Source organism: Gemmata algarum (assembly GCF_034097035.1).
In the GTDB taxonomy this organism is placed as follows: domain Bacteria; phylum Planctomycetota; class Planctomycetia; order Gemmatales; family Gemmataceae; genus Gemmata; species Gemmata algarum.
Genome location: NZ_JAXBLV010000178.1, coordinates 59,740 through 83,172 on the forward strand (window position 1 = coordinate 59,740; position 23,433 = coordinate 83,172).

The following is a 23,433-nucleotide window of genomic DNA, read 5'->3' on the forward strand; positions in this document are numbered from 1 at the left end:
AGACACGGCAATGGCCCAGCGAACCTGGAAGTGGGTGTGCGCGGCGGTCTGCTTGGCTGCGGGCGGACCGGCCGCTCGGGCGGAGTGGCCCAAGCACACAGCGAAGCCCAAACCCCTGCCCGGCGTGCCGGGCTACGACTACCGGCCCAGCGACACGCGCCCGGCACCGACGGTCACGGCACTGAGCCTTGAAAAGGTGATCCTGACCCCGGCTCCGCTGCCGGGGCAGCCCCTGCGCAAGGGGACACAGATGTACCAGTTGAGCCAGCCGCGGCTACAAGCGGACCATTGTTTCCTGTCGCGAGCCGCGGTGGCGTTCCACGAAACCGGTGAGTTCCAGATCAGCTTCCGGGCGGACCAGAACCCGTTACCGGGGGACGACCCACGGTCCCCGCTGCGGCCGGGCGAACGGCTCGATACCGGCCTTCAGACGACGCAACTGAAGCGGAACACGTTCGTGGTGAAGGTGCGTGGGTACGCGGGAGCACCGATCGCCCCGGGGCGCCCGAACTTGGTCCCCGGGGCGCCCGCGGTGGTCGAGTTCCCGCCGATGGAATTCGTGGTGCAGCGCGGAGAGCCCGCGAGCAAGCTGTTCAGCGGGTACTCCGCGGCGGTCGAGAAGTACTTCCCGCTGATCGACCGGATCGAAGTCGAGTTCACATACAAGTAAGACGCGAGGAATCGGTCATGGTGGCGCCCACACGGATGTTCCTTCTGGCCGCAGCTCTACTTGGAGCGGCGGCCGGGTGTACGACCTCCACCGACGCAACCCCGCGCCGGGTCGGCGACGCGCTACGTCCGGCAGCGGCCCCGGTTCCGCCGACACAAGAGATCGAGATCCTCGACCCGAATGTCGATCCCACCGGAAAGCCGGTTGCTCGCGTCGCGCCGCTCGCGACATCACCCTCGGTCGAGTGCGCGCCGGTGCTGCCGGCGTCCGCGGTGCAACAGCAGGTCGAGGTGCCGCCGGCGATCCTGGTTCACAAGTTTTACTACACCGGGGACCGTTCGTTCCAGGGGCCGATGATCCCCGGCGGCCCGCTGATCGTTTCCGTCAATCACCCTAAAACGCTGGAGCGGGTGTATGTGCCGATCACCCTGCCGCCAGGCGCCCCGCGGGTCACGTACACCAACGACACGATCCGCTACGACTACGGGCCGCAGTCGGTGTCGCTGGTGTTCGGAGTGTGCGGGAATCCCCGAGTACGGTACTCCCAGGCAACCAACGTCCACGAAAACACCCGAACCCGGATCAGCACGGCACGGACGGAAACACGGGACTTCGTAACGCGCACCGGCATCCCATCAGGCCTCCAGCGATTCAAGGACACCACCAAGTCGACCCTCGGGGCGGTTGCAGACCGTGTTCACGACGGTGGGAAATTCGTTGCGGACGCGGTCACGACCGCGATCGAGTTCATACCCGGCGCGCAACTCCTCAAGTCGAACCCCGAGGATCAGGCGATCCGTGAGCAGGAACGCCTCCAGCGTGATGCCGATCGCCGGCCGAATCTCGACAACACGTTCGTGCCGCGCGCGCCGTGAAGCAATTCAGCGCCGGGGAAGACATATTCGCTACGCCAGCCGGTAAACAAGCAGGTTGAAGGCAAGACAACTTTTCTGATCTTGCCTTTACCCCGGATGGCAGCGTCACGAGCACGCGACCGCGCATTTGAGTCCACACTGGGCAGATGGGAGGGTTTTCTCGTTCACTGACCCATCGTTACTCGAAGAACAGTCCACGGTAGCCAGACGATTGCGATTGAAGTGGTTGAACTTGTAATGCCGTCTCGCGAAGTGATGAAAGCGTCCGCTGCCCTCATTGGTACCCGCAAGACTCAAACGAGTAAAAAACTGCAGCCCTGGGAATCAAATTCCCAGGGCTGCCGAAAGTTGCGGCGGTTGGATTTGAACCAACGACCTCCAGGTTATGAGCCTGGCGAGCTGACCGGGCTGCTCCACGCCGCGTCGTCTTGTGAAGATATCCTATGCTGGCTGTGGCCGATCGGAAAGGGTAACTTGTCGACTAGTTCGGAATATCTTCATTCGGGCTGTGTGACCGGGATCGAAAATTGACCCGGCGGGCGCTGCAACCTATGATGAGACGCATACTTTCGTCGCGCACCGCAAAGGCGACCCTCCAAATCAGGAACACGTCCCTTGACCGTTCCGCTCATCCTCGTGATCTGTCTAGCGGGTGTCGTGTGCCTGATCCCGCTGACATTTTATCTTCTGTGGCTCGCTCAAATCACGCGGCGTGAGCACCCCATCGCGGTACCCGGAACGTGGGACTTCACTGCGCTCGCCCTGGGCCTCTCAGGGTTCGTCTTCTTCGGAGCCGGGGTCGTACTCACGCTGCTCCAGTCCAACTTCCGCTTCTGGATGCGTGGCAACTTCGAGGCGTTCCGTGCGGTGTGGATTAAAGAGTGGGTCACTTGGTCGGTTCTGGTCTCGTTTTACTTGGTCGCGGTGCTAGGGGGAATCGGCCTTACGCTTCTGGGCCGGCGTCGCTCGCTGGTCGTCTACAACATCGAGCCCGACGCATTCGAGGCACTCCTGGGCGAAGTGTTCGCACAGATCGGGCGGCCCCTGGAGCGAACCGGAAACCTGTGGGTCTCTGAGGGGCCGGTGTTCGAACTCGACACGTTCGAGGGCGGGCGCACCGTCACACTCCGCTGGGTGTCAAACGACGACCGGCTGTTCGAGGACATCGCGCGGCTGCTCCGCGCGGCCCTCAGCACCCACTCGGCAGACGAGAACCAAGTGGCCCGCTGGTTCCATTCCGCCGCGGTCGCGACGGGCGCGGTGGTGGCCTGCTCGTTTGCCCTGCTGATCTACTATTTCACACTCACCCGCTGAACGATTCTGCAAGAATACTCGCCCTGCGTCCGCGCGCGTGCCGATAAGAACCACATTGACCGGTCCGGGTGCGGGCCGGAACCGTGGGAGACCTGCGCATGAAGCGCTTCTTACTGGCTGCGATGACGTTGGGACTGGCCGCAGGGGCGGCCAGCGCGGACTGGGGCGGGCGAACGAGCGCCGCGCAGGGCGCGGCGCCGGCCCCGCAGTTGGGCGGCCCCAACACGGTGCTCGGCATGGGCGGTCCGTCCAACGGGGTCTCCCCGGATCCCTACGGGATGCACCCGCGGCTCAAGCGCCTGTTCCGCATCGGCGGCTCGTCGCACGCGCAAATGGGCTACGGCCAATCCGGGCCGGCTTACAACCCGAACGGGTTCCCTCCCGGCGCATACGGCCCGGCCCAAGGTACGCTGGTGTTCCCGAACCACCCGTTCGTGCGCAGCCCGCGTGACTTCTTCATGCTCGAACAGAACCGCTAGCGCCGGGCCGACTCGTAACGTCAGGCCCCGTGAGTGCCCCATCGGCGCGCACGGGGCTCATTCCGTTTGACCTTCGAGTGCGACCATCGCGCGGCGGACGCCATCGGGCAGCGGCGCTTTGCACTCGTTGCGGTAGTCGTAGCTCACCAAAACGGCGGTCCCCTCACAAGCGACTTGCCCCCACGCGCGGCTCACAAGTTTGTGCTCGAACGTGACACGGTCGGTGAGGGCCTCGATCACCCGCGCTCCGACCCACACGCGGTCAGGGTACTTCACCGGCTTACGGTAAGACGCCGCCGTGCTCTTGACGATCGGCCCCAAGCCCGAAGTCCGCTTCGATTCGAGCCAGCCCACTCGGGCGAGGTACTCGATCCGTGCGTCCTGAAAATAGCGGAAGTACACGAGGTTGCTGACGTGGTCGTAGGAGTCCATGTCGCTCCAGCCGACATCGAACTCGATCACCACCGGAAACGCGACCAGGGCGGAGTGGCTCATCGGCAGTCCGGAGTTGGTGTGTCGGCACCGGGGCGACGTGGCTGCGAGCCGTTCCGCTCCGACACAGGGATTGAATTCGGCCCGTCTGCGAAGCTGCCCCGTACCGGAGACGCCGCGCGTCGCTCACCCTCGCCCCGAATATACACCGGTCGTTGTCGTTCGGTGTACTGATCCCAACCGGCCGGCGTTGGTTGCCCCCCCCTGCCGCACTGACCATCAGGCAAAAGTTCGGGACGATCGAATTACCGATCAATCGGGCTGAGAGTTTATAATAAGCTGTACGCAGCCGCTCACCCGATTTTAATGAATCTCCTGTATGTGCGTACTCTGTACCCGTAGCGGCTTCGGCCGTGCGGCAACGCACAGACAAAGCGACTGCTGCGGATCGCGCGGCAAACCTGTAACGCGGCGGCCGAAGTGCGAACGCCCGGCCCCCCGATCGAGATGAACCCTCGCCCGACCTGAAAAGCGGCTGGTGCCGCCCGATTCCTATTACTCGGAGACCCGGTCACATGCCCCTGCGCCTCGCAACCCTTTGCGCCCTGCTTTCGACCACCGTCGCGGCCGGTGCCGATTGGCCCGCGTTCCGCGGCCCGAACCGCGATGGCCTGTCCCCAGAAACCGGTTTGTTGAAGCAGTGGCCGAAAGACGGGCCGAAACAGCTCTGGACGGCCAAGAACCTGGGTCTCGGATTCGGTACCCCTTCGTTCGCCGACGGAAAGATCTTTGGCACCGGAACGCGGGACGGCAAGGAAGGCGTCTGGGCGCTCAAAGAGAGCGACGGGACGGAGCTCTGGTTCACCGCGTTCGCGGACGCCAAGCAAGTGGCCCGGCAAACCAACGGACCCGGCAGCACCCCCACTTACCACCAGGGGAAGCTCCTGGCCGTGAGCCTTGGTGGCACATTGGTGTGCCTGGAAGCGGGAACCGGCAAAGAGATCTGGAAGAAGGACTACGTCGCCGACTTCGGCGGGTCGGTGCCGACGTGGGGGTACAACGATTCGGTTCTGGTGGACGGCGATACGGTCATCTGCGCTCCGTGCGGCTCGAAAGCGGCGGTGGCGGCACTGAAACTCGCCACCGGCGAGACGGTGTGGAAAACCGAACTCCGGGCCGGCGGCGGGGGCGGGTACTCGTCACCGATCAAGGCCACATTCAACAAGACGCCGATGTACGTCGTCCTCCTGGGCGACCAAAGCGGGGTCGTGGGCGTTGACACCAAAACCGGCAAAGTGCTTTGGCAGTACAAGAACAAGCCGGCGGCCGGCGGGGTGGCCCAGATCCCCGTTCCGATCGTGAAGGACGACCTCGTGTGGGTCTCGTGCAGCTACAACGGCGGATCGGCCCTGCTTCAGATCACCCCAACGGCGACCGGGTTCGAGGCGAAGGAACTGAAGGCGTACAAGAAACCGGAGCTGAACAACCACCACGGCGGCATGGTTCTCGTCGGCGATTACATCTACTTCGGGCATAATCAGAACGACGGCAACCCGGTGTGCGTCGAACTCAAAACCGGTGAGATCAAGTGGGGACCGGAACGGAACCCGGCCGGCGGGCAGCGGTCGGCCGCGGTCCTCTATGCCGACGGGCGGCTGTACTTCCGGTACGAGAACGGCGTGATGGTCCTCATCGAGCCGGACCCGACCGGCCTGAAAGTCGTGTCGTCGTTCAAGTTGCCGCCGGCCGATCAACGGTCGCACGCACAAAGCTGGCCCCACCCGGTGATCGTCGGTGGAAAGCTGTACGTTCGCGACCAGACGGTCATGTACTGCTACGACGTGAAGGCCGGCGCGAAGTGAGCACCCGCCGACGGGCACTCACGTGAAAACGTGGCTTGAGTTCACCCAGAACTGCGCCGCAAGTCCGGATGTGCTCGGGCGCCCCGAACGCTCGGTTCGGGGCGCCCTGGCCCGGCGTCACTTCCACTTGTTTTGGCGCTCGAGCTCCTTGATGAAGTCGAGCGCCTCATCCACCGTGCCCACCCGCGCCCCGGGCACGCGGCCCCGGGTGTCGAGGTCCCGAAGGAGCATCAGGTCCTCGAAATCCTCGGAGCCCTCCAGCCGCTTGCGCTGGCGGTGCCCCAAGGTACCGGCTTTGTACTCAAGCGCCAGCATGTGGTTCTCGATCAAGAACGCGGTGCGCGGCGTGATGAGCCCGTCAAGGGCCTGAAGCCCCGCAGCCACATGGTCGTGCGGGTCGATACCCTTCCCGACATCGTGCAACAGGGCCGCGAGCAAGAACTCTTCGTCCCAGGCGCGTTCGTCGCGCGCCAGTTCAAACACCTGGAGCAGGTGAAACAACACGTCCCCCTCGGGGTGGTGCTTCGCGCTCTGTTTCACCCGCTCCAAAGGCAGCAACAGCAACCGGAACATTTGATACGGATCGACGGCCTCCTGTTGCTCGGCGAGGGCCTCCTCGATCATGACTTCCGGGTGCTCGCGTGCGATCAGCTCTTCCAACTCGCGGGTGCTGGCCCGCTCGATCGCCTTACCGGTGATGCTCGATTTGAAGACGTAGTGGGCCTTATCCTCTTCGTACACCGTCAGCTCGAAGTTGAACGTGTCGAACACGTGGACGTGCGTGAACACCCGACTCTCGCCGTGCTTCGTCACCTGCTTGCGCTCGACCTCGTACGGGAGCGCCTCCTCCTCCAAAGCCGCGGTGATCGGTTCGATGTGGTCGCTGAAGAGGTGCAGGTCGATGTCTGACCCCTTGCGGGTGTGTCCGGTCATCACGCTGCCGATCAGCCGGGGGCGGAAGCGCGATAGAACCCGCATCAGCCGCAGAGCGTGTAGCCGCATCTCACACAGGTTTGCGGTCCGGGCCTCGCCCTCGTGAACCCGAGCGAACGCCTGGACCTGATCGCGAACCTCGGCATTGCTCGGGAGGTCGCTGGGCTTGACGGTGCCGCGGCAGAGCCGTTTTGCGGCCTTGCGTTTTGCGGTGAAGTACTCGGATTCGACACGTTCGTACATGAGCCTTGCGGCTTCGAACGCGATCGCTTGACGCAACTTGGCGTCTGACATGGCGTGTCAGCGACGGTATTTTTTAACGAGCCTGTCCGGTGCCGTCGCGAGGCTCGTGAACGATTATAGCCGAAAAACCTGAGATCGAAAGTCGGGAAGCGCGGGAGAGGAGTGCAGCATGACGTTACGCGAGTGCTGAAAAGGATCGGCCTTATGACGTTTGCGTGCCGGAGAGGGACCGCCAGTAGTTAAGTACGCCCGCGAGCGACTGGTCGAGTGTTACCTGTGGCGCCCAGCCAGTCGCGGCGCGCAGCTTGGACGCGTCTGCGCGGGCCACAGCGGTGTCGGCTTTGCGCCCCGGCTCGATCTTCTGATGCACCTGGATCGGCACCCGCGACATGGCCACCAACTTGTCCAACAGGCTCTGGATCAGAAACGACTCGCCCCGCGCGGCGTTGTACGCCTCGCCGCACCGCCCCTTCTCCAGAAGGAGCGGGAAGGCGGCTACAATATCTCGCACGTCGGCCACGTCGCGCCGCGCCGACAGGTCGCCGACGCTGACCTCCGGGGCCTGCTTACCAACCTCGGCGGCGGCAATTTGGCGAGCGAAATTGGACACCGCGAAGTCGGCACTCTGCCGCGGCCCGATCTGGTTGAACAGCCGAACCCGCACAATATCGAGACCAGCGCTGCGGGTATACTGGTAGCTGATGAGGTCGGCGGCGGCCTTACTGGCGGCGTAGGGGCTGGCCGGTTTGAGCGTGGTGGATTCGGCGCACACGCCGTCCGGTTCGTCGGGCTCACCGTAGATCAGGCCGGTGGATACGAACAGGATGCGCGGCTTGAGACCAGAACCCGTCACGGCGTCATAGAGGCAGCGGGTGGCGGTGAGGTTCTCGCGCCACGCCCGCTCGGGGTCGCGGAACGATCCGCCGGTGTTAGCGTATCCGGCGAGGTGACACACCCAGTCGGGGCAGCACTCCCGCACCACCTGCTCCGTCACCCCGGCGTCACACAAATCGGCCGCGAACAGCCGCACGTGCGGCGCGAGGTGTGACAGACCTCCGGGCCACTCTGCGCGGCGACTCACCCCGAACAGTTCGTGCCCGCCCAACGACATCAGGTGTTCCACCAGATGCCCGCCGACGAACCCGGTGATGCCGGTGATGAGAATTCGCATAAGGTCAGTGTGCGTGCGTGTGCGCGTGTGGGCGGGGGCAGGAAGCGGACTGAGATTTCTTCCTCACGCTCACACGCGCACCCGCGCTGGTCAGATGCCACGGGCTTTGAAGTCCGGCAGCGGCTTCCCCTGCAACCGGGCGAGATCGGCTTTTACCATCCGCTCGACCAGTTGCTCGAACGTCACCTCGGGCTTCCAGCCCAGCTTTTTCTCCGCCTTCTCGGGGTCGCCGATGAGCAGATCCACCTCGGCCGGGCGCACCAGCGACTGGTCGATGGTAACGTACTTCTTCCAGTCCAGCCCGACCGCTTCGAACGCGACCTCAACCAGGCGCTGCACGGTGTGCGTCTTGTTCGTCGCGATGACGAAGTCGTCGGGCTGATCCTGCTGGAGCATCAGCCACATGGCGCGAACGTAGTCGCCGGCGAACCCCCAGTCGCGCTTGGCGTCCAGGTTGCCCAGGCGGAGTTCGGTCGCCAGCCCGAGTTTGATCCGGGCCACGCCGTCGGTCACTTTACGGGTCACGAACTCTTTGCCACGCCGTTCGCTCTCGTGGTTGAAGAGGATCCCGGAACAGCAGTACATGTTGTACGATTCGCGATAGTTGATCGTGATCCAGTGGCCGTATAACTTGGCCACGCCGTAAGGGCTGCGCGGGTAAAACGGCGTCGTTTCGGTTTGCGGAACGGCTTGAACCTTCCCGAACATCTCGCTGCTGGACGCTTGGTAGAACCGGATCGTATCCCGGCCCACCAGTTTGATCGCCTCGAGCATCCGGGTCACACCGGTTGCGGTGTACTCGCCGGTGAGTACCGGCTGCTTCCAACTGGTCGGCACGAAGCTCATCGCCGCGAGGTTGTACACCTCATGCGGGTTCGTCACTTTCAGAACGTCGATGAGCGACAGTTGGTCCAGCAGGTCAGCTTGGTGGAGATGCACCTTGCCCGCGAGGTGTTCGATGCGCTCGAACGGTTCGGTGCTGGAGCGCCGCACCACGCCGTGAACCTCATAGCCTTTCTCGAGTAATAGCTCCGCGAGGTAGCTGCCGTCCTGACCGGTGATGCCGGTGATGAGTGCCCGCTTCATGCGTCCGCCTGTGTACGAATTCAGGCCCCGCACACCGCGCCTTGGCCGGCAGCGGGCGGAGCCAACGGTGTTTTTGTATAGCGGCTCGTCGGTTACTCACAAGTGGGAAACGGCACTGGCTTGCGGCCGCACATGAGCAACTACTACCGATTCAGGCTCCGCGCGCGGGCCTCAGGAGCAAGAGTGAGATGAACTTGATGATACCCGAACCCGCACAAAAGGCGATGCGGCGGGTGCAATTTGCACCCGCCGGGACCACACCCGTACCACCTTCACAATTACTTCACTTCTTCGGCTCGGTGAGCAAGAAAAGGTAGGTCGCGAGATTGCGGTGCAGGTTCAGATACGTTTCCTCGCTCCCGGCTGGAGCAGCCGCAAACTGTAACTGATAGCGGGTCATGTGCTTCGCGAAGTTCGCAACCGTCGTCCCCTCACTGGCCCACTTCGGGTCCACTAAACCGTTACCCACACCGTCCTTCATGGCTTTTGCCGCTCCCGCAAGCTGGTTCATGAACCGTCGGGCCGCGGTCGAGTCCGCAAACGGAAGGTCTCGGATAACGGGGGCCACCGCCGTTTCCATCTTCGCAAGGGTCGCTTCGAATTGTGTCCGCTTTGCCACCTCCGGCGGCTTCCCGGCCTGAAGTGCAGTCGCCAAGGGAGCAAAGTCGCGGGCTACAGCGAGCCGAATGTCCTTGAGCGTCGCGTCGTCGAACGCGGCCGGGAAATCGAGCGGACGCAGAACCAAGTTGAGGGCATCAGCCGCGTCCGAGCCGCCGAACCGAACTTCTTCGAGTTGGAGCGGAGACACGAACGCCGACGGCCGCTCGACGTTGCGTAACTCGGCCTTGGCGATGGCCACGAGCAGCGCGTTAAGTGCCTCGCCCGACAAGACCTTTGTCCGCTCAACCGGGCTTAACTCTTTCTCAAAACCTTCCGGCAGGTTCGGAACGCGCTCCGCGATCGGCGCCGGCACGACCGCCGTGCCGGACGACGAACCGCGGTCGGCCTCGTTCGCCCCGGGCAAGCCGGCCGCGCGCTGCGCTCGCTGGATGTCGCGCTGCATCTCTTGCGCGAAGCTGGGCCGGACGCTCCCCGACATGTACGACCCGCTCTGCGAATAGAACGTTCCCCCAAGCGGGGACAGGGACCAGGCCGGGTTAAAGTACCCGTAAGAGTAATACCGCGAGCCGAACGTGAGGTTCCCGTATGTCGTCGGAATGCTCAAGCCATACGTTTGCTGGTACCGGTACTGCGGCGCCGCGAAAAACGGGTTAAAGGTCGGCGTGACCACCGGCCCTCCGTAACGTTGGTACCCGTAACCGAACCCGAACTGAGCGGACGCGGTCGTGGGGCTGAGCACGAACCCCGTACCGGCCAGAACAAAAAGCGCAGTGACCCGTTTCATGATGATCCCCTTGAAGATGAGCGGCGCCGGTCGCAGCTAACGGGTATTCGTAACGGTCAATCCGGTCTTACACGATTTCAGGTACGCTGTTCGCCTGTTGTTTCGACGACGCTGAAAGTCATTCCGTTGGCGTGATAACGATTTTCCCGGTCAATGTACCCACTTTCCGGATCGTGTTGTCCTCCTGCAACTGGTGCGCCTGTGCGGTTTGCGTCAGCGGGAAACGCGCGCCGATGAGCGACACCAGCTTTCCGGCAACGAACCACCGGTTCATATCATCGGCCCCGACGCGCTGTTCTTCGGCGGTCATGTTGAACATCGCAAAACCCATCAGGGATAAGCCTTTCACGTAAAACGGCCCGTTCGGGAGCACCGGGCGTGCGGCACGCCCCGCCATCACGACGATGCGTCCGCGCGGGGCGACCAGTTCGACCGTTCTGTCGAGGTCCGCAGGCGGAAGCGTTTCGTACCACACCTGCACTCCTGTTCCGCCGGTGAACTCCTTGACCCGAGCACTGATGTCGTCCGTCTTGTAGTTGATTGCCAAATCGGCACCGAGTTCGCGCACCAGCGCGGCCTTTTCCTCGCTCCCGACGGTGCAAATCACCTTCGCGCCAACCGCCTTTGCCATTTGCACGACCATCGAGCCAACGCCCCCGGTACCGCCGTTCACGAAAACGGTCTCACCGTGCGTCAGTTTGGCGCGATGAAACAGCCCAAGGTGTGCGGTAATGCCCACCAGCGCGGCAGCCGCAGCCCGCTCATCCGTCACGCTCGCTGGCGTGGGGTACACCCATTTCTCCTCGACGCACACGAACTCGGCGCACGTCCCCTGCCGGCCCAGCAGCCCCTGGTTGCTTCCCCACACCCGATCCCCGACCTCGAGTTGCGCGCCAGCGCCGACCGCGTCGACAACACCGGCGAAATCGGTACCTGTGATCGCCGGCTTGGGAAGCGGCATGGGTGCCGCACCGCTCCGAACGTACGTGTCGATCGGGTTGATGCCCGCGGCCAGCACTTTGACCCGAACCTCACCCGCCCGGGGGTCGGGTGTCGGCACGTCACCGAAGCGGATCACGTCCGGCGCGCCGGTGGTATCGAAATAAGCGGCTTTCATTGTGCGTGCCCTCTCGTGCGTGTGCGGGACGGTGCGATCCCCGCCAAAGCTTCACCCTATTTACGGAGCGGCCCGATAGAATAGCTGTTCTCCTCCGTCCTTTCTCCCGAGGAGCCGAGCGCGATGAACACATCACCCGAGACGCTCGTCGAATACGGTCGGGCAATCGACGGCCACCAGATGGTGGAGCCGCCGGACGTGGCGGTGCTGGAACTTGAGCCCAACCACCCCGGCGAGCACGACGCCGACTACGTCGCACGCCGACGGCTCCTTTTTGACCTCACGCGAAGGCACCGGCTTGAGCGACTCGGCCCGCCGCTGATCGAGTACACCGCCGAAGAAACGCGCGTCTGGCGCGAGGTCGCACCGAAACTGCACGAGCTGCACGACAAGTTCGCGTGCGCCCTGTATCTCCGTGCGAAAGACGAACTCGCGATCACAGAAACCGAGATCCCCCAACTGAAAACCGTCAGCGACCGACTCGCGCGCGAAACGCAGATGCGCCTCGTTCCCGCGGAAGGCGCGCTGCCGTACCGCACGTTCTACCAGTACATTGCCGACCGCGGGTTCCCGGTCACGCAGTTCATCCGGCACGGCTCGCACCCCGAATTCACGCCGGAGCCGGACATGATCCACGACTGCCTGGGGCACGTGCCGCCCCTCATGAACCGGGATTATGCGGAGCTGCTGACGCTGATCGGGAAGGCCGCCGCGGCCACCCCGCACGGCGACCAAGTGCTGGCGCTGAAGCGGTTCAGTTGGTTCAGCATCGAGTTCGGGCTGATCGAGGAGGCGGGCGAGGTGAAGGTGTTCGGGGCCGGCATCTTGTCGAGCACCGGTGAGATCCCACACTCGCTGTTCTCGACGAGCGCCACCCGGCGCCCGTTCGTAACGGACACGGTCATCGCCACGGACTACGACCCGTCACAGATGCAGAAGGACTTTTTCGTCGCACCGTCGCTGCCGTTCCTCCGGCGCGAGCTGGAAGCACTGGTCCGGCGGTTCGGTATACCTGTTCTCTGATCGCTGTTTTGTATTCGGTACCCCATCTCACGAGGCGATGGGACCAGCCCTAACTAACCACCACACCTCCAATGGCAGACATTCCGCTCCGGAAGATCGATCACGTCCGGTTCTTCGTCGGCAACGCGCGACAAAGCGCGTTCTTCTACCGGAACGCGTTCGGCTTCGACGTGGTCGCCTACGCCGGCCTCGAAACCAAGGTGAAGCACGAGGCGGGATACGTCCTCAAGCAGGGCGAGATCACCTTCGTACTCACCTCGCCGCTGTCCGAGCAGCACCCGGAGAGCCGGCGGCTCGTGACCCACGGCGACGGCGTGATGGACATCGCGCTGGACGTGCCGAACGTGCGCGACGCCTACGAGGAAGCGGTCCGCCGCGGCGCCAAAGGAGTACGACCGCCCGAAGCGCTCGAGGACGAGCACGGGGTGTTCGAGACCGCGAGCATCCTGGCCTACGGCGACACGACGCACACGTTCATCAACCGCGACCGCTACAAGGGCGCGTTCGCCCCCGGCTTCAAGCCGATGGCGCCCGACCGGTACCACCCGAGCACGGCCCGGCCCGTGGGGTTCGCGGCGATCGACCATTTGGTGGCGAACGTCGAAGAAGGCAAGATGGACGAGTGGGTGAGCTTCTACCGGAACGTGCTCGGGTTCAACCAGCTCGTGTCGTTCGACGACAAGGACATCAGCACCGAGTACTCCGCACTCATGTCGAAAGTGGTGCAGAACGGCACCGGGCGGATCAAGTTCCCCATCAACGAGCCGGCCCAGGCCAAGCGCCGCAGCCAGATCGACGAGTACCTCCAGTATTACGGGGGTCCGGGGGTCCAGCACATCGCGCTGATCACCGGCGACATCGTCAAAACCGTCCGGGCGATGCGGGCCAACGACGTGTCGTTCCTGCGCGTGCCCCAGGCGTATTACGACGCGCTGGCCGACCGGGTTGGGGACATCAAGGAAGACATTCAAGAACTGGCGGAGCTGGGCATCCTCGTGGACCGCGACGACGAAGGGTACATGCTCCAGATCTTCACCAAGCCGGTGGCCGACCGCCCGACGCTGTTCTTCGAGGTGATCCAGCGGCGCGGGTCCAAGAGCTTCGGTAAGGGGAATTTCAAAGCGCTGTTCGAGGCCATCGAGCGCGAGCAAGAACTCCGCGGAACGCTCTAAAATTTGATGGCATAATGAGCTAATCCCGTAGTTACGAAGACAAGTTTTGACAGGATTGACAGGATGAATGCGATCAAGCAGATCGACTCGAGATCCTGTTTATCCTGTCAATCCTGTCAAAATCTTCTTAACCTCTCCATCGCGCGTTAGTAATACACGCGCTCGCCTCGGGCCGGTCGTGGCACCCCATGCGAGCTTCATTCCGCCGCGGGTTCCCAAAAGCAATCGGTTGCGGAGTGTGCCCCTTCTGTCGGTTGCAGCTCAGGCTGAAACGCTTCGGCGACAAGCGGCAGTCTCAATTGCCAACGTCGCTCACCCGGATGCTGCCAACAAACTCGTCAAAAGCGCGTAGGCAAGGGCTGCCAGGGCGGCCCCGCAGGGGACGGTGCTGACCCACGCGAGCAGGATCTCACCTGCCTTACGCCAGTGTACTCGTCCGGTCGCCGCACCCATTCCGCACAGCGACCCGACGCTCACGTGCGTGGTGCTTACGGGCAAGCTGTGCAGGCTGGCGGTGGTCACGAGGCCCGCGGTTACAAGACTGGCCGCGAACCCTTGACCGGGGTTCATGTCCGTGACCTTCTTGCCGAGCGTTTCGGCCACGCGGGTGATGTCCAGCAGCCCACCCGCCGCGACCACAAACGCAACGATCACGATTCCTTCCCGGGGACCGATCGCCGGCACGGCGACCATCAGCGCGGCTATCTTCGGCGTATCGTTCAGCCCGCGCGCGAAACTCGCCGCGCCGGTACTCAAAAAGTGCAACACATCGAGCGAACGCGACCGGCGGTCCGGTATGAGTCGCGCGGCCCGCAGAAGCAGGTAGGCCGCGGCCCCGGCCAGGGCCGCAACCACCGGGCTGAAGAACAGCGGGTACAGGAACTGCGTTCCCAGCGCACCGATCCGAACGTCCCCACCGCCGGCCAGTCCCGCGCCCACGAGGGCGCCGACCAGTGCGTGGGTGGTCGAGACCGGAAACCCGAACCGCGTGGCCAGGAAGCTGGTGAGCGCCGTGCCCAGCGCGACGGCGCAGACGAAGTGTCGCGAGGCGACCAAGTCGTCCGGAACGACCCCGCGCCCGCGGAACGCGAGCAGCATGTTCTCGGAGAGGAGCAGCGCGGCGAGCGAACCCGCGAACGTGGTCGCGGTGCCCCACAGCGCCGCCGTGCGAAGCGTAGCCGTGCCGCTCCCGTACAGCGAGGCCACGCCCTTGAAGTTGGCGTTGGCCCCGTTTGTAAACGCCACGAAACAGGCCGCGAGGAACAGAAGCGCGAGGAGCATGGCGGCCTACTTGGGCTTGTTCTCTTTCGTCTCGGCCGGGTGCTGCTTGAGGTGGGCGTACTCTTTCCACGAGCCCTCGTACAGCCGCACGTTCGGGTACTTGGCGACGTGCTTCAGATAGAACCGCAGCAGGCTCCCCTCGCGGGACGTGCCGCAGTACACCAGGATCTCTTTATCCGCCGTCAGCCCCGCGGCTTCCAGTTCCGCCTTCACCTTCTCGAACGGCAGGAACTTGTGCGTGTTGTCCGGCTCCATCAGCCGCGCCCAGTGGAAGCTGATGGCGCCGGGAATGTGCCCCTTCCGCACCCAGATGTCGTCGTCGCCCACGTACTCGTTGTGCGGCCGGGCGTCCACCAGTACCGCCGCCGGCTTCCGTTTCAGGACGTCGTCCACGGTCAGCGCGATTTCCGGGCGCCCCTTATCGGGCAGCGTGCCCTTGGGGTTGCCGAAGTACTCCTGCGTCACCGGCAGCTTTTGCTTGGCCCACTCGGGGAGCCCGCCGTCCACGATGCGGATGTCCTCGACCCCGAACTTCTCCAGCACGTAGGCCACCATGCTGGCGCTCAGGATCTCGTCGTTCGGCAACTTGTCGCCGGTCGCGTAGATCAGATGCAGCCGGCCCTTGTCCACCCCGGCGCGGATCAGCAGCGCCCGGGTCAGATCGTCCGGTAGGTACTGCACCGGGACCCCGTTGTCGGTGCCCCGGAGCGTGTCGAAGTTCAGGTGATGGGCGGTCGGCAGGTGCCCGCGGAAGTAGTCCTTGTACCCGCCCCGGGTGTCCAGCACGACCGGCCGCTTGGCCGCGTCGGGGTTCTCGATCAGCTTCTTCGCCTCGGCCGGCGAGATGATCCCGATGTCGGCGCGGGCCGCCCCGGGGGCGACCAAAACAGCGGCCGCGGCAAGCAGCCGGGAGAGCGATACGGACCTGAGCAGTTGCATGAGCGCGCGGCCTCCACCGTCGTGACACCAGCCCTGGTGACAAGGTATCGGAGCGGGCGGAGGTGACCAGCCTCATGTTCCCGGGCTCAGAACTCGAGCGGCAACCGGACGCACGCCTCCCACGATGCGATCGGACGGTCTGCCGCCAGTTCGGCGTGCAGCACCTTCTGCAAGGGGACGTGAAACCCGAACGGCCGGTATGCTTGCGCGATTCGCCTTTGCCCCGGGCGCGCCGGACGCCATAATCACATGGACATTTCCAGTGCCTGTGCGAGCCCGCCCGGCCGCCGCCACCGAGTCGTTACCATGCCGGCCCCGTTCCCGGTCGCGTCGCTGCGAGACTTTTACGCGTTCGAGCAGCACGTCAGAACGTGCCGCGGGCACCGCGGGCTGGGTATGGTGCCGCAGTGGTACGAGGTGCCCGTCTTCTACTTCTCGAACCCCGCTGCGGTCATCGGAGATGGTGACCCCGTTCGGGCTCCGCAGGGCAGTTCCGCCCTCGACTACGAACTGGAACTGGCGTGCGTGATCGGGACCGCCGCGCGCGACCTCCCCGCGGACGACTCGGCGCTCGACTGCGTCGCCGGGTTCACGATCATGAACGACTGGTCCGCGCGCGACCTTCAGCGGGCGGAAATGGCGGTCGGGCTCGGGCCGTCCAAAAGTAAGGATTTTGCCACCTCGCTCGGCCCGCGGCTCGTCCCGTTCGACGACCTTCGCGAGGCCTACCGTGACGGCCGGTTGCACCTCACAATGACCGCGAGCGTGAACGGCAAGCTGTATTCGAGCGGCAACGCGGGTAGCATGTACTGGACGTGGCCGCAGCTCCTGGCCCACGCGAGCCGCGACGCCGAGCTGCGCCCCGGCGACGTGATCGGTAGCGGCACCGTGGGGACCGGGTGTATTCTGGAGCTGACCCCCGAGGCCGTCGGCGGGTGGCTCCGGCCGGGCGACGTTGTGGAACTGCGCGTCGAGCGCCTGGGCTCGCTGCGAAACACTGTTGCGGAGCGTCCATCTTGACCTACGCTGAGCAGCTCGCGGAACTCACGGTAACGGACATCCTGCTCGCGGCGCGGGTCGCCCCGCTCCGCAACCTCGAAGCGATCCTGAAGTGGGCACCGGGTGCGGGGATCGACTTCGCCAGGATCGACTTGGTTCAACAGGACGAGTACAGCTACGACCTGCTGCTCCCGCTCCCCGATTCGCGCTGGCTGAACTTCGGGGTGTCCTGATTCGGTGAACTGGCGGCGGTCGCCGTCTGGGGTCACAAACCGAGTGCCGACGAACTGCTCGCGCGGCGCGTCCGCCTCGGCTGGGTGCCAACGTGTTCGCTCCTCAAGAACGGCCCAACGGTGCTCGGCCACGCGTCTTCGCTCGGTCGGGCGCCCGAAAGCCACGGGTCGTAACGTCCGCGACCGTTCGACCTGCGCCCTGACGACTGGGATCCGAAGTCATGCAATACCTCTCCCGTGGCAGCGTTCCGAAGAAGCGTCACACGCGGCACCGGACCGACCCCGGCTTCAAGGGCGAGGGCCTGTTCTACGAAGAGGTCATCACCACGCAGGGGTTCTCGCGGGCGCACTCGTTCGCGTACCACCTACGCCCGCCGACGCGTGTGAAGCACGTTGAATCGGCAGGCATTCAGCCGGTCGAGGTCGCCCCGCAAGACGTGTTGCGGCACCACCATTTGAAAAGCGCCATGCTGCCCGCCGGTGGTGATCCCATTGCGGGCCGCGTCCCGATGCTAGCCAACGCCGATGTCACGCTCTGGCGGTGCCGCCCGACGCAGCCGCAGGCCGAGCTGTTCCGCAACGCGCTCGCGGACGAACTGCTCTTCATCCACAACGGGTCCGGCCGGCTGCTTACCCACTTCGGGGTGCTGCCCTTCCGACCGTTCGACTACGTCCTGATCCCGCGCTGCACCACTTACAAAATCGAATTCGAGCCCGGCGTGCCGCCCGACCTACTGGTGATCGAGTCCGCGGGCACAATCAACATCCCGCCCAAGTACCTGAACCACGACGGCCAACTGCGGCTCGGCGCGCCCTACTGCGAGCGCGACCTGCACGGCCCCACCGACCTGCTCGTCATCGACGAAGAGCGAGACACCCCGGTCATCATCAAGGACGGCCCCCGGCTGTCGCGATACGTGCTCGCGAGCCACCCCTTCGATGTCGTCGGCTGGGACGGGCTTGTGTACCCGTTCACCTTTAACGCCGACGACTTCGAGCCGATCACCGGGACGATCCACCAGCCGCCGCCGATCCACCTGACGTTCGAAACGTCGGGATTCGTGGTCTGCACGTTCGCACCGCGGATGCTCGACACCCATCCCGAGGCGATCAAGGTTCCGTACGCGCACAGCAACGTCGAGAGCGACGAGGTGCTGTACTACGTGCGCGGCAAATTCGGCTCGCGGCGCGGTGTGGAAGAGGCGTCGTTCACGCTGCACCCGCACGGCATCCCGCACGGGCCGCACCCCGGTACGATCGTCGCCAGCCGCGATGTGAAGTGGACCGACGAACTGGCCGTCATGGTGGACACGTTCCGCCCCCTGTCTGTGACGAAACAGGCGATGGAACTGGACGACCCGAAGTACCCGTACTCGTGGCTGGACTGATATTAAGAAGAAGCAGAATAGCCACAAAGAAGCACAAAAAGCACAAAAGTTAAAAACAGATAAGAACCAGTCTGAGGACAGCATTGCGAGGTAACGGCAGCACGACTGCCGCTACTATCTCGTTCATGTTTTGTGCTGTTTGTGCTTTTTTGCGGGCACTCCGCCTTCGCACCTATTCGGAAGCGCTATGCAGCTCGACCCTTCGACCGCACCTGTCCCGAACGTCTACCAGTACCTGACGGGGGTGGTGACGCCAAGGCCCATCGCATGGGTGACCACACTCTCACCCGCGGGCGTGGTGAACTTGGCCCCGTTCAGCTTCTTTAACGCCTTCGGTGCCAACCCGCCGACCGTCGTCTTCTCCCCGACCCTTCGGCGCGACGGGACCAAGAAGGACACCCTTCTGAACTTGGAAAAGCTCGGTGAGTTCGTGGTACACACCGCAACGGCGCTGCTCGCGGACAAGGTGAACCTCTCGTCCAAGGAGGTGCCGCCGGACGAAAGCGAGATCAGCCTGACGAGTTTGAGTACGGTCCCGGGCGTGAAGGTAAAGGTGCCCCGGCTCGCGGAAGCGCCGGTGGCGTTGGAGTGTGTGGTCCGGCAAATCGTCCCGTGCGGAACCGGGCCGATCGCCGCGAACCTCGTCATCGGCGAGGTGGTGCTCTTTCACATTGCCGACGACGTGCTGGACGCGAAGGGAGCGGTCGACCCGCGGAAGTTGCGCACGGTCGCCCGGCTCGGTGGGGCGTTCTGGTGCCACACGTCGGACCTATTCGAGTTGGAGCGCCCGTAACGGCTGGCGGTACACCGGCCTTACTCCGGCAGCCCGAACTCGGCAAAGTACCGTTCCAAAACGGCCGCCTCCAGATCGAATGCGTACCCTTCGGCAAACGGCTCGCCGCGCGGGCCGCTGTCTCGCTTCGTGCGGGTGTGCATGCGGTCCGCATGGTGCCCGAGTTCGTGCAAAAACACGTGGCAGAGTTGGTACGCGCGAGCGGTGTCGTCGGTCCAGTGTATTACCGGGGCGTCACCGGTCTCGTCTACCTCCATCCGGGCGCCAATGCGTTCGAGAAAAGCCCGGTGCCCGCGATACCAGTCGCGTCGGAGTTCGTACCGCATCCGCTCGGACCAGGCGCACACGCCGAGGACGCCGCGGTTGTACCACCCGTCGCAATCGCCGCGGCCGTGATCGAGGCAAATCACATCCAGCCCGACCGCCAATTTGTGCCAGTTCGGAATGAGGGCGACGAACCGCTCGATGTCCCGCTTGATTAGCAGGTGCCGGTAGCCGGTACCCGGGCGCCGACGGTCGATCACCAGCCGTGCCGGTGTGTGCGTGTAGGGGCTCGGCGACTGCTCCCAGTTGTTCGTGCGCAGCACGCGACCGTTACGAACACCAGGGGCGGTCTTGCGGCGGAACCGGCACATGACGTCATCCTCCGCACTCCGGACGCACGCCGGTCGGCAGAGGTTCGCCCTACGGTGCGGCACGGTGCAACGCGAGCGGAACGACAACCTTCGATCGTCTCGGTCCCGTCCGTTCGGCGCTTCGCCCGTTTTGCGAGTCGAGCTGAACAGGCTCAGGCACCGCGTATCCAGGTGCCTTCACCGTAATGTGCCAGTACGGCATGTGAACAGCGAACGTGTTGACCGAGCCCAGCGGGCTCTTTTGACCCGAGCACATTGAACCGTTGCACACGTACTCGGCGGCGCCATTCGCGTCCGTTTTCAGGGTGAACTCTTCCTCACGCACTCCTTTCTCCCGAAGCCGATAGCCGCCTTCGTAAAAGCCGCCATAAGAAGTGATCGCGATTTCTGCACCGGCGAGCGGTTGCCCGGTGTCGGCATCGGTGATGACGAACTCCACGGTCAGTTCGGTGCTGCCGACCCACATCAGTCGGGATGTTTCAACCAGTAACAAGACGAGCGCGCAGCCCCCAACGACGAGTAGCAGATTCCGCACGAGTTTTCGCATGGGCGTCTCGGTTTCGAGAATGTGATATAGGGGTCGCGACTCCAGTTTACCTTCTTGCGGAGCGGGTTTACACTTCCGCTCATGATCCGACCCATCACACCGGCCGACGCGCACGCGCTCGCGGACCTGTCCGCGGGGACGGGGTTCTTTCACCCCGGCGAGATTGAGACGCTCCACGGCGTCCTCGCGGACTACTTCGCCACCAACCGCGACGACTACGGGCACCGGGCCGTCTTGTGCGAAGAAGCGGGCCGACCGATCGGCTACGTGTACTTCGCGCCGGAGGAGATGACCGACCGCACGTGGTACGTGTGGTGGATCGCGGTCGCGGCCGATCGTCAGGCCCGGGGCATCGGGAAAGAGTTGCTCGCGTTCGCAGAGCACGAAGTCCGCGCCGCGGGCGGACGGTTGCTCGTGATCGAAACGTCCTCGACCGCGAAGTACGAGCCGACGCGCCGGTTCTACCTCAAGTGCGGTTACGCGCACGTGGCGACCGTACCGCACCTCTACGCCGACGGCGACGGAATGGCAGTTTTTACAAAACGAATGTGAGCGCTGAACCGCACAAACCGCGCGTCCGCTCCCGCGCGTAGACCCGCGTCATCCGCCCCTTGCCCGTCGGCCTATACTGTGTCGCGGGTCGGTAGAACCGGAGCAACCGGACCTACCGGTCCCTCTGCCACGGAAGGCACGTCTCGGCGAAGAGTTCTCACCCAAGTTACACATCCAGCCCGAACGATCACTGTGACTGACAGTGCGAGCGCCCGGAGGCCGGTGGTCGGCCTTGGACCGTTCGCCCGATCCAGTGGGCTATACCCCCGCCGGAACCCACGGCGCTTACCAACCTCCCAATTTCGCGGGTTTTGCGAAGACGGGTGCTTGGTGTAGCCGATGGAGTTAGCGTCGCAACCGTCACCCGCGCCACCGGGCACTTTTGCCCGGCCCGCGCCGCCCGCGTAACCCGCCGGCGGCGCAGGAATGGTGCGAGCGGCGCGCGCAGTGCTAAGTAATCCGGACTCGGCCCGCCGGACGTTCATACACCCGCCGCCACGACGCCCCGGTCGTGTGCGGCACGCCCCGCGACCCTGCGGGTCCGCACCGGAAGGCTGCGGACCCGTCAAGCCCGCCAGGACGGCCGAAAAGGCGAAACGGGCGCGGGGTTAGCGAGTTCAAACGGAGTGTCTCGCCATGAAAAAGGTGTTCACCACCGGACAGGTCGCGAAGATCTGTAAGGTTGCCCCGCGCACCGTGTCCAAGTGGTTCGATTCGGGCCGCCTGAAGGGGTACCGCATCCCCGGCAGCCAGGACCGGCGCATCCCCCGCGAGCAGCTCATCCGGTTCCTCAAGGAACACGGCATGCCGCTGGGCGAGCTCGAAGAAGAGGAATGGCACAAGGTGCTGCTCATCGGCACCGAGCGGCTGTTCAACGACCGGATCAAAGAGCTGCTGCCCGAGAACGACGACTACAAGTTCGAGCTGGCCGACAGCGGGTTCCAGGCGGGCATCCTGGCGAGCAGCTTCCACCCCGACACGATCATCATCGATCTTGGCCTCGGCCGGGCCGAATCGATCCAGATCGTCTCCAACCTGCGCAAGGACGAGGCGTTCGCCACGACGCTGATCGTCGGCCTAGCGAGCGAGGACGAGGCCGCGCCCGAACAGCTCCACCAGTACGGCTTCAACGACGTGTTCAAGAAGCCGTTCGACGTGGCCCTGCTCGGCGAGAAGATCAAGAGCATCGCCGACGCCAAGCGCGAGGACTGAGACGCGACGACGATTAACCGCGTGAGCCCCGGGAGCCGGTTCGGATGCCTGCCCCCGGGGCTCGCGCGGTTAATCGTCGTCGCGCCGGCGCGACCGGCGGGGCCGGTCGTCATCCTCGTCCTCGCCCCGCCGCCGGGGCTTCGGCTTCTTACGCGGCGGCTCGTCCTCGTCTTCGTCCACCACCTCGAATTTCGGCTTGCTGGCAGGGCGCTCGTCCTCGTCTTCGTCTACTGCCTTCGGCCGCCGCTTCCGCGGCCGTTCTTCGTCCTCCTCATCCTCTTCCTCGTCTTCGTACTCCTCATCTTCGCGGTACCGGCGCTTCGGCTTCTTCTTCGCGGTCAAGCCGGCGTCGAGGAACGCGGTGCCGGCGGCGCCGAGCAGCAGTAGGAGCGTTAGGTACAGGGGGATCTGCCACCGCACCCGAAACACCTCCGGCTCGCCGGCCGCGCCCGGGGCGGCCTTCGCGCCGGGCGCGGCCCCGAATGCGCCGACGCCCTTCATCTTCTCTTTCTGCTTCGCGATCTCCTTTTCGAGCGGGAACCCGATGGCCGCCTGCGTGCCGATGACGCCAATCGCCCCCAGGCAGCACACGACCAGGACCAGCCGCCGGACGAGGTGGGGCCACGGGACGAACCCGATCACGATCCCGGCGAGAAGCGCGACCGGAAACAAGAACAGCAGCGGCGCGGTCTGACCGTCGGTCTTCTTGGAAGGGTCCGGGCCGAACTTGGGACCGGCGCCAGCCGCGCCCCCTCGGATCCGCTCAACACCCTTCTCAAAATCCGGTGACACGGACACGTCACCGGTGGCGATCTGGAACCCGCTCTGGGTGTACATGCCGATGGGCCTGGACGGATCGATCCCCGTCTCCTTCTTCATCTTTTCCAGTTCGCCGGGCGGCGCGTTCTTGGTCACATCCGGCGGGAGCGTACACGAGAGTTCGATCCACGGGAGGAAGAACAGGATCATGCAGAAGATGAGCTGCACCGGGCTGAACAGTTGCAGCGGGCTGAAGGAGAGTTTCATGAGCGAGTCCGCGACGGGCGTGAACAGAAGTCGATCCCGGGTGTAG

The 23,433-nt window shown here is 64.4% G+C and carries 24 protein-coding genes and 1 tRNA gene; 13 read left to right on the top strand and 12 right to left on the bottom strand.

Translation table 11 applies throughout. The features are described from left to right. The first annotated feature begins 10 nt into the window (after window positions 1-10). Both R5W23_RS14690 and R5W23_RS14695 read left to right on the top strand, forming a co-directional pair. Window positions 11-670: a hypothetical protein gene (locus R5W23_RS14690; protein WP_320686939.1), complete on the top strand. Its 660-nt coding sequence runs from the start codon at window positions 11-13 to the stop codon at window positions 668-670. A 17-nt stretch (window positions 671-687) separates the two neighbouring features. Beyond that, window positions 688-1,545, top strand: coding sequence for a hypothetical protein (locus tag R5W23_RS14695; RefSeq protein ID WP_320686940.1), 858 nt, complete (start codon window positions 688-690; stop codon window positions 1,543-1,545). Between the two features lie 348 nt (window positions 1,546-1,893). Here R5W23_RS14695 and R5W23_RS14700 read toward each other — a convergent pair. After that, window positions 1,894-1,968: transfer RNA gene (locus R5W23_RS14700), tRNA-Met, on the bottom strand. A gap of 192 nt (window positions 1,969-2,160) precedes the next feature. Here R5W23_RS14700 and R5W23_RS14705 point away from each other — a divergent pair. Together R5W23_RS14705 and R5W23_RS14710 are read left to right on the top strand one after the other, a co-directional pair. After that, entirely contained in the window at window positions 2,161-2,859 is a 699-nt protein-coding gene (locus tag R5W23_RS14705) for a hypothetical protein (protein WP_320686941.1), read from the top strand. 98 nt (window positions 2,860-2,957) lie between these two features. Continuing rightward, the gene (locus R5W23_RS14710; RefSeq protein ID WP_320686942.1) at window positions 2,958-3,338 is read left to right on the top strand and encodes a hypothetical protein; all 381 of its coding nucleotides are present in this window, start codon (window positions 2,958-2,960) and stop codon (window positions 3,336-3,338) included. Window positions 3,339-3,395: 57 nt separating this feature from the next. Here R5W23_RS14710 and R5W23_RS14715 read toward each other — a convergent pair whose 3' ends face one another. Continuing rightward, a complete protein-coding gene (locus R5W23_RS14715; protein ID WP_320686943.1) occupies window positions 3,396-3,833 on the bottom strand; it encodes an acyl-CoA thioesterase in 438 nt (145 codons plus the stop codon). 512 nt (window positions 3,834-4,345) lie between these two features. Between R5W23_RS14715 and R5W23_RS14720 the strand changes: the two genes are divergently transcribed. Beyond that, window positions 4,346-5,632 carry a PQQ-binding-like beta-propeller repeat protein gene (locus tag R5W23_RS14720; protein ID WP_320686944.1) on the top strand — a complete coding sequence of 429 codons (1,287 nt, stop codon included), beginning with the start codon at window positions 4,346-4,348 and terminating at the stop codon, window positions 5,630-5,632. 117 nt (window positions 5,633-5,749) lie between these two features. Here the strand turns inward: R5W23_RS14720 and R5W23_RS14725 are convergent, their stop codons facing one another. The 5 genes from R5W23_RS14725 to R5W23_RS14745 all read right to left on the bottom strand — a co-directional run bounded on the left by R5W23_RS14725 (window position 5,750) and on the right by R5W23_RS14745 (window position 11,587). Next, on the bottom strand, window positions 5,750-6,859 hold the full coding sequence (locus tag R5W23_RS14725; protein WP_320686945.1) for an HD domain-containing protein: 1,110 nt from the start codon (window positions 6,857-6,859) through the stop codon (window positions 5,750-5,752). Window positions 6,860-7,010: 151 nt separating this feature from the next. Continuing rightward, complete coding sequence (locus R5W23_RS14730) at window positions 7,011-7,979, bottom strand: GDP-mannose 4,6-dehydratase (RefSeq protein WP_320686946.1); 969 nt, start codon at window positions 7,977-7,979, stop codon at window positions 7,011-7,013. A 90-nt stretch (window positions 7,980-8,069) separates the two neighbouring features. Then, on the bottom strand, window positions 8,070-9,065 hold the full coding sequence (gmd, locus tag R5W23_RS14735; protein WP_261186716.1) for a GDP-mannose 4,6-dehydratase: 996 nt from the start codon (window positions 9,063-9,065) through the stop codon (window positions 8,070-8,072). 283 nt (window positions 9,066-9,348) lie between these two features. Beyond that, complete coding sequence (locus R5W23_RS14740; protein WP_320686947.1) at window positions 9,349-10,470, bottom strand: hypothetical protein; 1,122 nt, start codon at window positions 10,468-10,470, stop codon at window positions 9,349-9,351. A gap of 118 nt (window positions 10,471-10,588) precedes the next feature. Next, window positions 10,589-11,587 carry an NADPH:quinone reductase gene (locus R5W23_RS14745; RefSeq protein WP_320686948.1) on the bottom strand — a complete coding sequence of 333 codons (999 nt, stop codon included), beginning with the start codon at window positions 11,585-11,587 and terminating at the stop codon, window positions 10,589-10,591. A 123-nt stretch (window positions 11,588-11,710) separates the two neighbouring features. On the opposite strand from R5W23_RS14745, the gene R5W23_RS14750 reads away from it, so the two are divergent. Further along, window positions 11,711-12,610 carry a hypothetical protein gene (locus R5W23_RS14750; RefSeq protein WP_320686949.1) on the top strand — a complete coding sequence of 300 codons (900 nt, stop codon included), beginning with the start codon at window positions 11,711-11,713 and terminating at the stop codon, window positions 12,608-12,610. A 71-nt stretch (window positions 12,611-12,681) separates the two neighbouring features. Further along, window positions 12,682-13,782 carry a 4-hydroxyphenylpyruvate dioxygenase gene (gene hppD, locus R5W23_RS14755; RefSeq protein WP_320686950.1) on the top strand — a complete coding sequence of 367 codons (1,101 nt, stop codon included), beginning with the start codon at window positions 12,682-12,684 and terminating at the stop codon, window positions 13,780-13,782. A 312-nt stretch (window positions 13,783-14,094) separates the two neighbouring features. Here the strand turns inward: hppD and R5W23_RS14760 are convergent, their stop codons facing one another. After that, window positions 14,095-15,063 carry an inorganic phosphate transporter gene (locus R5W23_RS14760; RefSeq protein ID WP_320686951.1) on the bottom strand — a complete coding sequence of 323 codons (969 nt, stop codon included), beginning with the start codon at window positions 15,061-15,063 and terminating at the stop codon, window positions 14,095-14,097. Between the two features lie 6 nt (window positions 15,064-15,069). Further along, a complete protein-coding gene (locus tag R5W23_RS14765; protein WP_320686952.1) occupies window positions 15,070-16,002 on the bottom strand; it encodes a sulfurtransferase in 933 nt (310 codons plus the stop codon). A 306-nt stretch (window positions 16,003-16,308) separates the two neighbouring features. On the opposite strand from R5W23_RS14765, the gene R5W23_RS14770 reads away from it, so the two are divergent. The 4 genes from R5W23_RS14770 (at window position 16,309) to R5W23_RS14785 (ending at window position 19,415) form a co-directional block, all read left to right on the top strand. After that, window positions 16,309-17,022 (top strand): fumarylacetoacetate hydrolase family protein, encoded by a 714-nt coding sequence (locus tag R5W23_RS14770; RefSeq protein WP_320686953.1) that lies wholly within the window; start codon window positions 16,309-16,311, stop codon window positions 17,020-17,022. Continuing rightward, window positions 17,019-17,234 carry a hypothetical protein gene (locus R5W23_RS14775; RefSeq protein ID WP_320686954.1) on the top strand — a complete coding sequence of 72 codons (216 nt, stop codon included), beginning with the start codon at window positions 17,019-17,021 and terminating at the stop codon, window positions 17,232-17,234. Before R5W23_RS14770 ends, R5W23_RS14775 begins: the two co-directional genes overlap by 4 nt. Window positions 17,235-17,455: 221 nt before the next feature. Then, on the top strand, window positions 17,456-18,622 hold the full coding sequence (locus tag R5W23_RS14780) for a homogentisate 1,2-dioxygenase (RefSeq protein ID WP_320686955.1): 1,167 nt from the start codon (window positions 17,456-17,458) through the stop codon (window positions 18,620-18,622). Between the two features lie 187 nt (window positions 18,623-18,809). Beyond that, on the top strand, window positions 18,810-19,415 hold the full coding sequence (locus R5W23_RS14785; RefSeq protein ID WP_320686956.1) for a flavin reductase family protein: 606 nt from the start codon (window positions 18,810-18,812) through the stop codon (window positions 19,413-19,415). Window positions 19,416-19,435: 20 nt separating this feature from the next. On the opposite strand, the gene R5W23_RS14790 is transcribed toward R5W23_RS14785, so the two are convergent. After that, on the bottom strand, window positions 19,436-20,050 hold the full coding sequence (locus R5W23_RS14790; protein ID WP_320686957.1) for a hypothetical protein: 615 nt from the start codon (window positions 20,048-20,050) through the stop codon (window positions 19,436-19,438). Window positions 20,051-20,099: 49 nt separating this feature from the next. Further along, window positions 20,100-20,597: a hypothetical protein gene (locus tag R5W23_RS14795; RefSeq protein WP_320686958.1), complete on the bottom strand. Its 498-nt coding sequence runs from the start codon at window positions 20,595-20,597 to the stop codon at window positions 20,100-20,102. Window positions 20,598-20,678: 81 nt separating this feature from the next. On the opposite strand from R5W23_RS14795, the gene R5W23_RS14800 reads away from it, so the two are divergent. Both R5W23_RS14800 and R5W23_RS14805 read left to right on the top strand, forming a co-directional pair. Beyond that, window positions 20,679-21,149, top strand: coding sequence for a GNAT family N-acetyltransferase (locus R5W23_RS14800; protein WP_320686959.1), 471 nt, complete (start codon window positions 20,679-20,681; stop codon window positions 21,147-21,149). Between the two features lie 636 nt (window positions 21,150-21,785). Continuing rightward, the gene (locus tag R5W23_RS14805) at window positions 21,786-22,361 is read left to right on the top strand and encodes a helix-turn-helix domain-containing protein (RefSeq protein WP_010049263.1); all 576 of its coding nucleotides are present in this window, start codon (window positions 21,786-21,788) and stop codon (window positions 22,359-22,361) included. A 69-nt stretch (window positions 22,362-22,430) separates the two neighbouring features. Here the strand turns inward: R5W23_RS14805 and R5W23_RS14810 are convergent, their stop codons facing one another. Then, complete coding sequence (locus tag R5W23_RS14810) at window positions 22,431-23,387, bottom strand: hypothetical protein (protein WP_320686960.1); 957 nt, start codon at window positions 23,385-23,387, stop codon at window positions 22,431-22,433. Window positions 23,388-23,433: the final 46 nt, after the last annotated feature.